This is a genomic window from Pseudomonas sp. Z1-12 (assembly GCF_051132015.1).
Taxonomy (GTDB): domain Bacteria; phylum Pseudomonadota; class Gammaproteobacteria; order Pseudomonadales; family Pseudomonadaceae; genus Aquipseudomonas; species Aquipseudomonas zanjanensis.
This window is the reverse complement of sequence record NZ_CP071647.1, coordinates 6,318,026-6,332,554: the sequence shown is the minus strand read 5'-3', so window position 1 is coordinate 6,332,554 and position 14,529 is coordinate 6,318,026. Positions and strand designations below refer to the sequence as shown.

At 62.6% G+C, this 14,529-nt stretch carries 12 protein-coding genes; 7 read left to right on the top strand and 5 right to left on the bottom strand.

Annotated elements, in window-relative coordinates; all coding sequences use genetic code 11:
* The first annotated feature begins 3 nt into the window (after window positions 1-3).
* Window positions 4-768 carry a malonate transporter subunit MadM gene (gene madM / locus J3P85_RS27720; RefSeq protein ID WP_186729218.1) on the top strand — a complete coding sequence of 255 codons (765 nt, stop codon included), beginning with the start codon at window positions 4-6 and terminating at the stop codon, window positions 766-768.
* A 112-nt stretch (window positions 769-880) separates the two neighbouring features.
* On the opposite strand, the gene J3P85_RS27715 is transcribed toward madM, so the two are convergent.
* A complete protein-coding gene (locus J3P85_RS27715; protein WP_186707073.1) occupies window positions 881-1,795 on the bottom strand; it encodes a LysR family transcriptional regulator in 915 nt (304 codons plus the stop codon).
* 267 nt (window positions 1,796-2,062) lie between these two features.
* Between J3P85_RS27715 and trhA the strand changes: the two genes are divergently transcribed.
* Window positions 2,063-2,680, top strand: coding sequence for a PAQR family membrane homeostasis protein TrhA (gene trhA, locus J3P85_RS27710; protein WP_122567374.1), 618 nt, complete (start codon window positions 2,063-2,065; stop codon window positions 2,678-2,680).
* On the opposite strand, the gene J3P85_RS27705 is transcribed toward trhA, so the two are convergent.
* Window positions 2,668-3,591 (bottom strand): LysR family transcriptional regulator, encoded by a 924-nt coding sequence (locus tag J3P85_RS27705; protein ID WP_434704197.1) that lies wholly within the window; start codon window positions 3,589-3,591, stop codon window positions 2,668-2,670. The two genes, trhA and J3P85_RS27705, sit on opposite strands and share 13 nt — an antisense overlap.
* Window positions 3,592-3,696: 105 nt before the next feature.
* Between J3P85_RS27705 and J3P85_RS27700 the strand changes: the two genes are divergently transcribed.
* On the top strand, window positions 3,697-4,938 hold the full coding sequence (locus J3P85_RS27700; RefSeq protein ID WP_434704196.1) for a D-amino acid dehydrogenase: 1,242 nt from the start codon (window positions 3,697-3,699) through the stop codon (window positions 4,936-4,938).
* Window positions 4,939-4,959: 21 nt separating this feature from the next.
* The gene (locus tag J3P85_RS27695) at window positions 4,960-5,862 is read left to right on the top strand and encodes a transporter substrate-binding domain-containing protein (protein ID WP_434704195.1); all 903 of its coding nucleotides are present in this window, start codon (window positions 4,960-4,962) and stop codon (window positions 5,860-5,862) included.
* Between the two features lie 132 nt (window positions 5,863-5,994).
* Here J3P85_RS27695 and J3P85_RS27690 read toward each other — a convergent pair whose 3' ends face one another.
* Both J3P85_RS27690 and J3P85_RS27685 read right to left on the bottom strand, forming a co-directional pair.
* Window positions 5,995-6,714, bottom strand: a complete 720-nt coding sequence (locus J3P85_RS27690) for a 16S rRNA (uracil(1498)-N(3))-methyltransferase (RefSeq protein WP_434704194.1) — start codon at window positions 6,712-6,714, stop codon at window positions 5,995-5,997.
* A 168-nt stretch (window positions 6,715-6,882) separates the two neighbouring features.
* Entirely contained in the window at window positions 6,883-8,289 is a 1,407-nt protein-coding gene (locus J3P85_RS27685) for an adenosylmethionine--8-amino-7-oxononanoate transaminase (protein WP_434704193.1), read from the bottom strand.
* A 246-nt stretch (window positions 8,290-8,535) separates the two neighbouring features.
* Here J3P85_RS27685 and J3P85_RS27680 point away from each other — a divergent pair, with 246 nt between their 5' ends.
* The 3 genes from J3P85_RS27680 to J3P85_RS27670 all read left to right on the top strand — a co-directional run bounded on the left by J3P85_RS27680 (window position 8,536) and on the right by J3P85_RS27670 (window position 12,348).
* Complete coding sequence (locus tag J3P85_RS27680; protein ID WP_434704192.1) at window positions 8,536-10,296, top strand: flavin monoamine oxidase family protein; 1,761 nt, start codon at window positions 8,536-8,538, stop codon at window positions 10,294-10,296.
* Window positions 10,297-11,182: 886 nt separating this feature from the next.
* A complete protein-coding gene (locus tag J3P85_RS27675) occupies window positions 11,183-11,734 on the top strand; it encodes a cytochrome b (protein WP_411385863.1) in 552 nt (183 codons plus the stop codon).
* Between the two features lie 32 nt (window positions 11,735-11,766).
* Window positions 11,767-12,348 carry a YceI family protein gene (locus J3P85_RS27670; RefSeq protein WP_207966847.1) on the top strand — a complete coding sequence of 194 codons (582 nt, stop codon included), beginning with the start codon at window positions 11,767-11,769 and terminating at the stop codon, window positions 12,346-12,348.
* Between the two features lie 248 nt (window positions 12,349-12,596).
* Here the strand turns inward: J3P85_RS27670 and J3P85_RS27665 are convergent, their stop codons facing one another.
* A complete protein-coding gene (locus tag J3P85_RS27665; RefSeq protein WP_434704191.1) occupies window positions 12,597-14,465 on the bottom strand; it encodes a DEAD/DEAH box helicase in 1,869 nt (622 codons plus the stop codon).
* Between the last annotated feature and the right edge of the window lie 64 nt (window positions 14,466-14,529).

The window sequence follows — 14,529 nt, the reverse complement described above, 5'->3', positions numbered from 1 at the left end:
GCCATGTACGAATCCATGATGAAAGTCATCACCGGCTACGGCCTGATCAGCGGTTTTGCCATTGTCGGCATCACCATGTGGGTGTCCTACTGGATCAGCAATACCTTCACCAAGGGACGCCTGCATGGCTCGGCGATCGCCATCCTGCTGGGATTGGTACTCTCCTACATCGGCGGCGCAATGACCGGTGGGCAGAAGGGCGTGGTGGACATTCCGCTGCTGTCCGGGATTGGCTTGCTGGGCGGCGCCATGCTGCGGGACTTCGCCATCGTCGCCACGGCGTTCGGCGTGAGTGTCGAGGAACTCAAGCGCGCCGGTTTCGTTGGAGTGCTGGCCTTGTTCGTCGGGGTCGGTACGTCGTTCATTGCCGGGGTTGGCGTGGCGATGGCCTTTGGTTATACCGATTCGGTGAGCCTTACCACCATCGGTGCGGGAGCCGTGACCTACATCGTCGGGCCGGTGACCGGGGCGGCGATTGGGGCCACTTCCGAGGTGATGGCCCTGTCCATTGCCGCCGGGTTGATCAAGGCGATCCTGGTGATGGTGGCGACACCGTTCGTGGCGCCGTACATCGGCCTCAACAACCCGCGTAGCGCGGTGATCTTCGGCGGGCTCATGGGTACTTCCAGTGGCGTGGCCGGTGGCCTGGCGGCGACCGATCCGAAGCTGGTGCCTTATGGCTGTCTGACGGCGGCGTTCTACACCGCCCTTGGGTGCTTGCTCGGGCCTTCGCTGTTGTTTTTGATCATGCGGGGGTTGATGGGGTAGGGCTTTGAACCCTTCTTGAAAGGACTGTCGCCATCGCGAGCAAGCTCGCTCCCACAGTTGACCGCATGTCCCTGTGGGAGCGAGCTTGCTCGCGATTGGGGGCAACCGGGTCTCACGCCTGGCGATTGGCATACATCCGGCACTCCGCCAGCAGCGCCAGCAGGTTCGGATCGCGCTCCTTGGCCTTGAGGAACACCACGCCAATGTGCTGCTGCAACCGGTACTTTTCCTGCAACGGGATCAGCTTCACCCGGTTTTCATACACCGCCGCAATCCGGCCTGGCAGCAAAGCGTAGCCCACCCCGGAGCTGACCATGCTCAGCAGGGTGAAGATGTCGTTGACCTGCATCGCCACCTTCGGCTCGAACCCCGCCTGCTTGAACACCCGTACACCGTCCTGATGCGTGGCGAAGCCCTGGGTCAGGGTGATGAACGTCTCGTCGCGGACCTCGGCCAAGTCGACTTCGCTGCGCTGGGCAAAGGGCGAGTCGGCCGGCGTGGCGAGGAAGATGTCATCGGAAAACAGCGCGATCTGCTCGCAATCCGGGTCGTTGACGCTGTCGTCCAGGGACACCAGGATCGCATCGACTTCCATGTTCTTGAGCTTGTACAGCAGGTCGATGTTGGAGCCCATGATCAGGTCGATATTGAGTTCGCTGCGGCGGATTTTCAGGCCCATGATCAACTGCGGCACGGTCTTGACCGTCAGCGAATACAGCGAGCCAAGCTTGAAGCGCTCGGCGGAGAAGCCGGCGGCCTCGCGGGTCAGTCGCACACTGTCGACCACGTCCTGGATCAGCTTCTGTGCCCGTTCCTCCAGCACATAGGCGCTTTCCAACGGCGTGAGGTTGCGGCCTTCGTGCTTGAACAGCGGGCAGCGCAAGGCACTTTCCAACGAGTGAATGGCCCGGTGCACGCTGACGTTGCTGGTCTGCAACTCGGCCGCCGCTCGCGCCAGGTTGCCGGTGCGCATGAAAGCCAGGAACACCTCGAGTTTCTTCAGGGTCAATTCTTCGTCGATCAGCATGGGGGCGGACTCTTATTCGTATGGCTCGATTGTGCCCCCATGTCTTCCTGGCGACGCGATTTATGTGGCTGGAGAGCTTTTGTGGCGAGGGAGCTTGCTCCCGCTGGGTGGCGAAGCCGCCCCAAGAATCTTGTGAGCGCTGCGCACTCAAGCGGGAGCAAGCTCCCTCGCCACAGGTGCGGGATCGCAAGTTAAAAGCAAACCATTGCACTTTGACGCGCCAAGCCTGAGCCTTGGCCCCTGTTTCTAAATGCGAGGTGGTAGTGGATGTATCACGGGGAACGACTCAACGCCTGGACGCACCTGGTGGGGGCGGTGGCCGCGTTTATCGGCGCGGTGTGGTTGCTGGTGATCGCCGGAATGGCCGGCGATCCATGGAAGATCGTCAGCGTGGCGATCTACGGGTTCACCTTGCTGGTGCTGTACAGCGCTTCGACGGTCTATCACAGCGTGCGTGGCCGCAAGAAAGAAATCATGCAGAAGGTCGATCACTTTTCGATCTACCTGCTGATCGCCGGCAGCTACACCCCGTTCTGCCTGGTGACCCTGCGTGGTCCCTGGGGCTGGACATTGTTCGGGATCGTCTGGGGGCTGGCCGTGATTGGTATCTTGCAGGAAATCAAGCCGCGTTCCGAAGCACGAATCCTGTCGATCGTGATCTACGCCGTGATGGGCTGGATCGTGCTGGTGGCGGTCAAGCCCTTGCTGGCGGCGTTGGGCAGCACAGGGTTCGCCTGGCTGGCCTCGGGCGGCGTGTTGTACACCGTCGGCATTATCTTTTTCGCCCTCGACCACCGGTTGCGCCACGCCCATGGCATCTGGCACCTGTTTGTCATGGCCGGCAGTTTGCTGCACTTCGTGGCGATTCTGTTCTACGTGCTTTGAGCGGCGGCGAACAGACGATCCAGTTGTGCCTGGGCCTGGCTGGCAAAAATCTCCAGCAACGCGCCGAGGGTATGCACCGACGCCTCGTTGGCCCGGGTCACGGCGTACAGGGAAATCGGCAGTGGGGGCGACAGCGGCCGGATGGCGGTGCGAGTGCTCGAAGCGCCGAGCGCGGTGAACGGGTCGATCACTGCCAGCCCGGCACCGGACTCGACCATGGCCCGGGCCAGTGAATAGGTCTGTACGGCGATGCTGATGCGCGGCGGCGGTTCCACGGCCTTGAGATAGCCGTCCAGCTTGGCCGAAAGTGGGTCGGCACTGGACAGGCCAATCAACGGTGCACCGGCCAGGGCCTGCAACGGCATCGGCTGGCCCACCTGCGCTTCGGACCAATGACCGCTCGGCGCCAGGGCGACCAATACGCCGCTGGCCAGGGCCTGGGCCTTGAGTCCTGGATGATCGGGCGGTTGCAGGGTCAGGGCCACGTCGATTTCGCGCATCAGCAGGTTCTGCGTCAGTTCGCGGCTGTGGGCGCTGGACAACTCGCAGACGATGTCCGGGTAGCGTCGGGTCCATTGATGGATCGCCGCCGGCAATAGCGACAAGGCCAGGGCCGGTGTCGCGCCGATCCGCAGGCTGTGGCCCGGCTCGCGGCGCAGGCTCTGGGCGAGGCGCCGGACACCTTGCAGGCTCTCGCTGACCTTGTCGACTTCGCGCTCCAGCTCCAACGCTTCGGGGGTGGCCTGCAACTTGCCGCGCACCCGCAGGAATAACGCAAACCCCAACTGCTGCTCGGCATGCTGCAGCACTTTGGTCACCGCCGGTTGCGAAACGTGCAGCAGTTGGGCCGCACCGCTGATGGAGCCGGTCTGGCGGATGGCCTGGAAAATCTCGATATGGCGAAGGCGCATGGCAAGCCCATAACCTTTGTTTATAGGGGCCCCATCTTTATTCATTGTTCGCGACCTGTCACCTGGCCCTAACCTGAAGCCATTCAAAACAGATGTGAGACGGACATGGCTCAGCGGGTTTGCATCATCGGCGGTGGCGTGGTGGGGCTGGCGACGGCTTATGCGCTGGTGCGCGACGGCATCGACGTGACGGTGGTGGAGGCCCGGGAGACCTTGGGCAGCGAAACCAGTTTCGCCAACGGTGGCCAGCTGTCCTATCGCTATGTCGCCCCGCTGGCGGATGCCGGCGTGCCCTGGCAGGCCTTGGGCTGGATGCTGCGCGGTGACTCGCCGCTCAAGCTGCGGCCACGCCTGGACCCGGCGCAGTGGCGCTGGATGGCAGCGTTCATTGGCGCCTGCCGAACTTCGGTCAACCGGCGCAACGGCGCCCACCTGCTGCGCCTGGCGCTGTTGAGCCAGGCGACCTTGCAGGGCTGGCGTGAGCAGGACCACCTCGACGGCTTCGAGTGGCGGCGCAACGGCAAGCTGGTGACGTTTCGCGACGCCGGGCATTTCCGGCGCGCGCGGCAGGGGTTGGCGGACAGTGCCTCTCAGCAGGTGCTTGGTCCCGGCGAGTGCGCGACCCTGGAACCGGCCCTGGCCGGCGTGCCGTATGTAGGCGGGATCTACACACCGGATGAGGAGGTCGCCGATTGCCATGGGTTTTGCCAGCAATTGGCGACACGTTTGCGCGCTTCGGGGCGCTGCGAGTTCGTGTTGGGGCAGCCGGTCAGCGCCATCGAACACGCCAATGGCGCGGTGCAGGCCATCGTGCTGGACGGGCAGCGGCTGCCGGTGGAGCACCTGGTGATCGCTGCCGGCCACCGCAGCGCCGCGCTCGCCTTGCCCGGCGTGCGGATGCCGCTGTATCCGCTCAAGGGCTACAGCTTGACCGTGCCCATTGGTCCCGAGCATCAGGCGCCGGAGTTGAGCATCACCGACTACGACCGCAAGGTTGTCTATGCGCGGATCGGCGAACAATTGCGAATCGCGGCGATGGTCGACATCGTCGGCTTCGACCCGACACCCGACCCCAAGCGCCTGGCCTTGATCAAGCGCCAGGCCCTGGAAACTTTTCCCCTGGCTGGGGATTATTCCCGTGCCATCGAATGGGCCGGCATGCGACCGGCCACCCCCAGCGGCGTGCCGCTGATTGGCGCCACCGGCTACCGTAACCTGTGGCTCAACCTGGGCCATGGGGCCTTGGGTTTTACCCTGGCGTGTGGCAGCGCTCGCGTGCTCAGCGAGCTGATCCGCCAGCACACACCTTCCATCGACTTGCAGGGCCTGACGCCCCGCGCCGCCTGACGTACCCAACGGAGAATAACAATGCAAAAAATCACGTTGATCGGCTGCACCCTGAGCCTGCTATTGAGCGCCCCGGCTTTTGCCAATGAGGCGCCAACGGCGGGCACACTGGGCAAGATCGCTAGCAGCAAGACCATCACCCTGGGCTATCGCGATGCCTCGGTGCCGTTTTCCTATGTCGCGGATAACAGCGGCAAACCGATGGGTTATTCGGTGGAACTGGCGGGCAAGATTGTCGAGCGCATCAAGCAGCAACTGGCGTTACCGCAACTGAATGTGAAGTACAACCTGGTGACCTCCCAGACCCGCATTCCACTGGTGCAGAACGGCACCGTGGACCTGGAGTGCGGCTCCACCGGGGTGACGGCCGAGCGGCAGAAGCAAGTGGCGTTTTCCTACGGTTTCATTTACGTGAAGGGCCAGTTGTTGACGGCCAGGGACAGTGGCATTCACAGCTTCGCCGACCTGCGTGGCAAGAACGTGGTGACCACCGCCGGCACCACCAATGAACGCTTCCTGAAAAGCTACAACCAGGACAACAAGGCCGACATGTTCATCATCAGCGCCAAGGACCACGGCGAGTCCTTCCAGATGCTCGAGACCGGCCGGGCGGCGGCATTCTACATGGACGATGCGCTGCTCTACGGCGAACGGGCCAAGGCCCGCGACCCGCACAAGTGGGTGGTGGTGGGGCAGGAGCAATCGCGGGAGATCTACAGTTGCATGGTGCGCAAGGACGATCCGCAATTCCTGGCGCTGGTCAACGCGACCCTGGCCGATTTGTACAAGTCGGGGGAGATCAACGAGATCTACGACCGCTGGTTCCAGAAACCGATTCCACCCAAGGGCCTGAACCTGGAATTTCCGATGACCAGCGAGTTGAAGGCGATCATTGCCAAGCCGACGAGTGAGCCGGTGCAATAGGCCGTCCAGACATCCACGATGCCCTGTGGGAGCGAGCTTGCTCGCGATAGCGCCGGATCAGTCGGCATCGATATTGACTGACCCACCGCCATCGCGAGCAAGCTCGCTCCCACAGGAGATGTACATCTGATTTCAGAAATCCCCCCACAACTGCTGCGCCACCGCCACCGCCACTACCGGCGCGGTTTCGGTGCGCAGCACGCGGGGGCCGAGGCGGGCGGCGTGGTAGCCGGCGGCTTTGGCCTGCTCGACCTCGGCATCCGACAAGCCGCCCTCGGGGCCGATCAGGAAGGCCAGTGTGGACGGTTTGTCATGGCTGGCCAGCGGCTCGGCCACCGGGTGCAGTACCAGTTTCAGTTCGGCCTCGGCCTGCTTCAACCAGTCCGCCAGCAACAGCGGCGGGTGGATCACCGGCACGGTCGAGCGGCCGCACTGTTCACAGGCGCTGATCGCCACCTGGCGCCAGTGCAGCAAGCGCTTGTCGGCGCGCTCGTCCTTGAGGCGCACTTCGCAGCGCTCGCTGAAAATCGGCGTGATCTCGCTGACCCCCAATTCCGTGGCCTTCTGGATCGCCCAGTCCATGCGCTCGCCCCGGGACAGGCCCTGGCCGAGGTGAATACGCAACGGCGATTCAGGCTGTCCGGCGAACTGCTCGTCCAGTTGCACCCGCACGCGTTTCTTGCCGACTTCGGCCAGGGTGCCGCGAAACTCCTGGCCGGAGCCGTCGAACACCTGCACCGCATCGCCCTCGGCCATGCGCAGCACCCGGCCTATGTAGTGGGCCTGGGCCTCAGGCAACTCATGATCGCCGAGGCTCAGGAGGGCATCGATGAAGAAGCGGGACAGTCTCATGTTTTGTTCTCTATTGAATCTGAATTCGACATTGCTGCGAGGGAGCTTTTGTGGCGAGGGAGCTTGCTCCCGCTCGATTGCGCAGCAATCGCCAGGAGGGGCCGCTTCGCCCGAAGCGTCGGACCGGCCCAGCGGGAGCAAGCTCCCTCGCCACAGAGAAATCTGTCGTCAACCCGGATCGCGATAACCCGGGTGAAAGTCCTTCGGCACCGCCACGCTGACCTTGTCCCGGGTGGCGATGTCGATGCCTTCGCTGGCCACTTCGGCGAGGAAGTCGATCTGCTCGGGGGTGATGACATACGGCGGTAGGAAATACACCACGCTGCCCAGCGGTCGCAACAATGCACCGCGCTCCAGGGCATGCTGGAACACGGCCAGGCCGCGGCGTTCCTGCCATGGATAAGCGGTCTTGCTGGCCTTGTTCTTGACCATCTCGATGGCCAGCACCATGCCGGTCTGGCGCACCTCGGCGACGTTCGGATGGTCGGCCAGGTGGGCGGTCGCGCTGGCCATGCGTTGGGCCAGGGCTCGGTTGTTTTCGATGACGTTGTCTTCTTCGAAGATATCCAGCGTCGCCAGGGCCGCCGCGCAGGCCAGCGGGTTGCCCGTGTAGCTGTGGGAATGCAGGAAAGCGCGCAAGGTCGGGTAGTCGTCGTAGAACGCGCTGTAGACCTCGTCGGTGGTCACGCACGCCGCCAGCGGCAGGTAACCGCCGGTCAGGGCCTTGGACAGACAGAGGAAATCCGGGGTGATGCCGGCCTGTTCACAGGCAAACATCGTCCCGGTGCGGCCGAAGCCGACGGCGATTTCGTCGTGGATCAGGTGCACCCCATAGCGGTCGCAGGCCTCGCGCAGCAGTTTCAGGTACACCGGGTGGTACATGCGCATGCCGCCAGCGCCCTGGATCAGCGGCTCGACGATCACCGCCGCCACCGTGTCGTGGTGCTCGGCCAGGGTCTGCTCCATGGCGGCGAACATATTCCGCGAATGCTCCTCCCAACCCATGCCTTCGGGGCGGTGGTAGCAGTCGGGGCTCGGCACCTTGATCGTGTCCAGCAGCAACGCCTTGTAGGTTTCCGTGAACAACGGCACGTCGCCCACCGACATCGCCGCGATGGTTTCGCCGTGGTAACTGTTGCTCAGGGTGACGAAGCGCTTCTTGTCCGGCTGGCCGCGATTGATCCAGTAGTGGAAGCTCATCTTCATCGCCACTTCGATGCAGGACGAACCGTTATCGGCGTAGAAGCACCGGGTCAGGCCCTCGGGCGTCATCTTCACCAGGCGCTCGGACAGCTCGATCACCGGCTGGTGGCTGAAACCGGCAAGGATCACATGCTCCAGCTGATCGACCTGATCCTTGATGCGCTGGTTGATGCGCGGGTTGGCGTGGCCGAACACGTTGACCCACCAGGAACTGACGGCATCGAGGTAGCGCTTGCCTTCGAAATCTTCCAGCCACACGCCTTCACCGCGCTTGATGGGGATCAGGGGCAGCTGTTCGTGGTCTTTCATCTGGGTGCAGGGATGCCACAGCACCGCGAGGTCGCGTTGCATCCACTGGTTATTCAGGCCCATGTACAGTCTCCTCGAGGCGGCTCGCGGCGGGCGCGGGCAAAACAATCGCGCAAGCCTATGCAATGGCGGCCGTGGGGACAACCCATTGTGTCATTCGCGCTACTTTGAGCCAGGCGATAGACGTCGCTGGCGGCGTTTTGATGGCTGACGTATTCTTCGCCGTTCCCTGGGCCGACTGGCTCGAAAAATCGCGAGCCGCCTGGCTCGAAGCTGAAATTTCCTAGGTTTTAATCCGGAGTTTGTTGAATGTCTGCTGGTTGGCTGCGCGCCTGTGCGCTGGTGATGATAGGGCTGTTCAGCGTTTCGGCGCTGGCCAAGGACAAGCAACCGACGGCCATCGTCATCGGCGGCGGCTTGGCCGGACTGACGGCGGCCTACGAGCTGCAAAACAAGGGTTGGGCCGTGACCCTGCTGGAAGCCAAGCCGAGCCTGGGTGGCCGCTCGGGCATGGCCACCAGCGAGTGGATCGGCAACGAAAAGACCCAGCCGGTGCTGAACAAGTACGTCTCCACCTTCAAGCTGAGCACCACGCCGGCCCCGGAATTCGTGCGTACCCCCAGCTACCTGATCGACGGTACGTATTTCACCGCCGCGGACCTGGCGACCAAGCAGCCGGCCACCGCCGAAGCCCTCAAGCGCTACGAAACCACCCTGGATGACCTGGCGCGCTCCATCGATGACCCGCAGAACCCAGCGGCCACCAACACCTTGCATGCGCTGGACCAGATCACCGTGTCCAACTGGCTCGACCGCCTGCAATTGCCGGCCACGGCCCGTCAGTTGGTAAACCAGGAAATTCGCACCCGGTACGACGAGCCTTCGCGCCTGTCGCTGCTGTATTTCGCCCAGCAGAACCGCGTCTATCGCGGCGTGTCCGACCGCGACCTGCGGGCCTCGCGCCTGCTCGGTGGCAGTCCGGTCCTGGCCCAGGCGTTCGTCAAGCAGCTGAAAACCATCAAGACCAACTCGCCCGTGTCGGCCATCTCCCAGGACAAGGACGGCGTGACCGTCAAGGTCGGCAGCGTGGGCTACCAGGCTGACTACGTGGTGCTGGCGGTGCCATTGCGGGCCCTGAACAAGATCCAGTTGACCCCGGCCCTGGATGCCCAGCATCAAGGTGCGATCAAAGGCACCAACTACGGCTGGCGCGACCAGATCATGCTCAAGTTCAAGACCCCGGTCTGGGACAGCAAGGCGCGCATGTCGGGTGAGATCTACAGCAACGCCGGCCTGGGCATGATGTGGATCGAGCCGGCCATGAAGGGCGGCGCCAACGTGGTCATCAACCTGTCCGGCGACAACGCCCGGGTGATGCAGGCTTTTGGCGACAAGCAGATGGTCGATCAGGTACTGATCCGCCTGCACGCGTTTTATCCACAGGCCCGTGGCGCGTTCACCGGCTATGAGATCCGCCGCTACAGCACCGACCCGTCCATGGGTGGCGCCTACCTGGCCTTTGGCCCGGGCCAGATCAGCAAGTACTGGCGCCTGTGGGAAAAGCCGTTGCAGCGCGTAGCCTTTGCCGGTGAACACACCGACACCTTGTACCCAGGCACCCTGGAAGGTGCGTTGCGCAGCGGCGAGCGGGCAGCCAGTCAGGTTCAAGACCTGGCGGCCGGCAAGTCGTTCGAACCGGCCAAGGTGGCACCGGTTGCCGCAGCGGCCGCCGGTGCGGTGGCGGCGAAGAAGGGCAACTTCTTCAGCAATCTGTTTGGCGGTTCGGATGACGACAAGAAGCCGGAGCCGGTGAAGGCGCCAGAGCCGGTAGCACCGCCGCCAGCTCCAACGCCTGCTCCCGCCCCAGCTCCGGCCCCGGTGGAACCTCCCGCGCCGGCCCCGGCGAAGGTTGAGCCCGCCAAGAAAGCAGCGACCAAACCCGCGGCGAAAAAACCAGCCGCCAAGGCCCCGGCTAAAAAAGCCCCGGCCAAGGCTCCGGTGAAAAAGGCCGAGCCGGTGAAGAAGCCGGCCGCCAAACCGGCGACGGCTACTGAGACCAAGGCTCAGTAACGGTCAGGTGGAAAGAGCGCGGCACAAGGGCCGAATGCTGTTCACTCAAGGCAGCCGACAAACCCGTGGCGAGGGAGCTTGCTCCCGCTGGGTCGCGAAGCGGCCCTGTTTTGGGGCTGCTGCGCAGCCCAGCGGGAGCAAGCTCCCTCGCCACGGCTTGCTGACGTCCTACACGCCTCGGCGATATATCGGAAACTTCCCACCCTTTAACCGGAAGCAGGCGATAGAGCGCATCAAGTCATGAGTCTAGGCTCTCCAAAAAAAACAGGAGCGCGTATGAAAATACTCATGGCAATGGTCGTATTGGTTTCGATGTATGGGTGTGTGTATGGTGAATGTCGGGATCCTCTGATGATCCCGATGGTTCCAGAACGAGACCCTCAGTTGGCGTACAAGTGTACGTTTGACCCATACAAGCCTGAATGCTCGGTGAACTGATCATTCAAGGTCATAAAAGCTGGGCGAACATGAACCTAATAACGGCTTTAATGCTATTGGCAGTATTCGGTGTCAGTGGTTGCACTGCCGATGGGCGTTTGGTGCTGAAAAAGCACGATCCTCAATTAGTTTATAGATGCGACATGGATCCTTACCGACCTGAGTGCGTCAATAAGTAGGCAGACTAGCCATCAAACAATTGCAAGACACCAGATGCTGCCACCACGCTGGCTTTGTTGGGAGCAAGCCCGCCCGCGATGACGCCTTCCAGCCGAGCTGATCTCCTGGTTCCCGCTGGCCATTACGCAGCGCATTCGCTTTAATCTTTCCTTAACCCACCGCCTCCAGACTGATGATCGTATTTCTCGATATTTCAAAGCGAAATTTTCCGCTTTAAATCGATAGATAAGTCGCTAGTCTTGAGCGCAGTTTTTACAGGAAATGAGCAATGCAGCTTCGCAACTCTTCTTCTCGTTATGGCTGGGTCAGCATCGTTTCCCACTGGGCCGTTGCCCTGGCGGTGTACGGGTTGTTCGCCCTGGGCCTGTGGATGGTCGGCCTGGATTACTACAGCACCTGGCGCAAAGACGCGCCGGACCTGCACAAGAGCATCGGCCTGGTGCTGCTGGCGGTCATGCTGCTGCGAGTGATCTGGCGTTTTGTCAGCCCGCCGCCACCGACCCTGGAAACCTACGGACGCCTGACTCGCGTGAGTGCCAAGCTTGGCCATGGCGCACTGTATCTCGGGCTGTTCGCCGTGATGATTGCCGGTTACCTGATTTCCACCGCAGACGGTGTCGGGATTCCGGTGTTTGGCCTGTTTGAAGTACCCGCGCTGGTGTCCGGACTGCCCGATCAGGCAGACGTCGCCGGCCAGATCCATTTTTACCTGGCATGGGCGTTGGTAATTTTTTCCGGCCTTCATGCGTTGGCAGCATTGAAACACCACTTTATCGACCGTGACGCGACCCTCAAGCGAATGCTGGGGCGCGAAGCCTGATGTTCAACCTCGACTCCAAAGGAATAGAAAGCATGTTGAAAAAGACGCTCGCCGCCCTGGCAATCGGTTCTGCCCTGCTGTCCGCCGGCCAGGCCATGGCTGCCGACTACGTGGTCGACAAGGAAGGCCAGCACGCCTTCGTCGACTTCAAGATCAGCCACCTGGGCTATAGCTACATCACCGGTACCTTCAAGGACATCGACGGCAAGTTCAGCTTCGATGCCGCCAAGCCTGAAGCCAGCAAGATCGAGTTCAACGTCAACACCGCCAGCGTGTTCACCAATCACGCCGAGCGTGACAAGCACATCGCCAGCGCTGACTTCTTGAATGCCAGCAAATTCGGCAAGGCCACGTTCGTGTCCACCAGCGTCAAGTCCACCGGCGAAAACACGGCCGACGTGACCGGTGACCTGACCCTGCTGGGCGTGACCAAGCCGGTCGTGGTCAAGGCGACTTTCCTGGGCGAAGGCAAGGACCCATGGGGCGGCTACCGTGCCGGCTTCGAAGGCACCACTACCATCAAGCGTTCCGACTTTGGCAAGCAGAAAGACCTGGGGCCAAAATCCGACGCGGTCGAACTGTACGTCTCGTTCGAAGGTGTCAAAGCGAAGTAACTTTCGCGCCTGACAAAAAAACGCCCCTGGTCTTGGGATCAGGGGCGTTTTTTATTGCGCGGATTCCGGTGTCACAGAAGACCCTGTGGGAGCGAGCTTGCTCGCGATGGCGCCCTGCCTGTCAATTTCGATGTTGACTGATACACCGCTATCGCGAGCAAGCTCGCTCCCACATTTGGAATTGTGTTGGGCCAAAAAAATGCCCCAAGTCGCGAGACATGGGGCATTTTTTCAAGGCTTGGAAAAACTCAGCGATTGCGCGTCAGCAAGGCCGGTTTTTCGCCCCGTGGGCGGCTTGGCAGTTGATCCAGCTGTTCAGGCGTCGGGAAACGATCGGCTTTCGATTCCTTGTGCATGATCTTCGGCTGGTTGCTGCGCGGGTTCTGCACGGCGGGTTCCTGGCGAGGCTGGTCGTCACGGGCCGGGCGGCGCGGGCGGGTGTCGTCGCGGCGGGCTTGACCGTCACGGGGGGCACCGTTGCGTGGACCGTTGCGCTTGGCCGGTGGCGTGCCGGTGGACGAGCCGTTGCTGTTGCGCGGACCGTTCTGGCGACCTTGTGGCGTGCCGGTGCGCGGAGCGCCTGCACCGGCGCCCTGTGCCGGGGCACCAGGGCGGCGACCGCGGCCTTGGGCCGGTTTCTGCTGCGGCACGTAGTCGACGCGGTTACCGAAGTTATCCACATCGTCATCCAGGAACTCGTCCGGAGCACGATCGGCTGCGGCGCGGGGTGCTGGGCGCTGCTGTTCACGGGCCGGAGTGCCTTCGCGAGGCTTTTGCTCGCGGGCAGGGCGTTCGCCGCGGCCATTGCTGTTGCTGGCCGATTTTTCCTTGCCCTTGTCCTTGCCTTTGTCTTTGCGACCGCCGCCACCACCGCCGCCATTCGGGCCGTCGCCGCGTGGGCCACGGGCGTTGCGCGGATTGCGCACGTCCGGACGTTCGCGCACTTCAGGCTTCTCGGCCTCGATGGTGCTGGCATCAAAGCCCATCAGGTCGCCGTCGGCGATTTTCTGCTTGGTCATGCGCTCGATGCTTTTGAGCAGTTTTTCTTCGTCCGGCGCGACCAGGGAAATCGCCTCGCCGGAACGACCGGCCCGGCCGGTACGGCCGATACGGTGCACGTAATCTTCATCGACGTTCGGCAGCTCGAAGTTGACCACGTGTGGCAACTGGTCGATGTCCAGGCCACGGGCCGCGATGTCGGTGGCCACGAGGATGCGCACTTCGCCGGCCTTGAAATCGGCCAGGGCCTTGGTGCGAGCGTTCTGGCTCTTGTTGCCATGGATCGCCACGGCCGGCAGGCCATGTTTGTCCAGGTACTCGGCCAGGCGGTTGGCGCCGTGCTTGGTGCGGGTGAAGACCAGGACCTGTTCCCAGGCGCCGGCGGTAATCAGGTGCGCCAGCAGGGCACGCTTGTGGCTGGCCGCCAGGCGGAACACGCGCTGCTCGATCCGCTCGACCGTGGTGTTCGGCGGCGTGACTTCGATGCGCTCCGGGTTGTGCAGCAGCTTGCCGGCCAGGTCGGTGATGTCCTTGGAGAACGTCGCCGAAAACAGCAGGTTCTGGCGCTTGGCAGGCAGGCGGGCGAGAACTTTCTTCACGTCATGGACAAAGCCCATGTCGAGCATGCGGTCGGCTTCGTCCAGCACGAGGATTTCGACGTGGGACAAATCGACGCTGCCCTGGCCGGCCAGGTCCAGCAGGCGACCGGGGCAGGCCACCAGTACATCGACGCCACGGGACATGGCCTGGACCTGGGGGTTCATGCCAACGCCGCCAAAAATGCAGGCGCTGACGAACTTCAGGTCGCGAGCGTAGATCTTGAAGCTCTCGTGTACCTGGGCCGCCAGTTCGCGGGTGGGGGTCAGGACCAGTACGCGCGGTTGGCGCGGGCCATGACGCTGGGATTTGTCTGGGTGACCGTTAGGAAACAACCGCTCCAGGATCGGAAGGGCGAAACCGCCGGTTTTGCCAGTACCTGTCTGCGCCGCGACCATCAAGTCGCGACCTTGCAACACGGCGGGAATGGCCCGCTGTTGCACCGGGGTAGGCTGGGTATAGCCGGCGGCTTCGATGGCGCCGACTAAAGCCTCGGAGAGACCGAGGGAAGCAAAGGACATGAGTAATCCTGTTTTAGTGAGGGCCTGGCCCAATGGGATAGTCTTGCCGGGCGCGAATGACGCT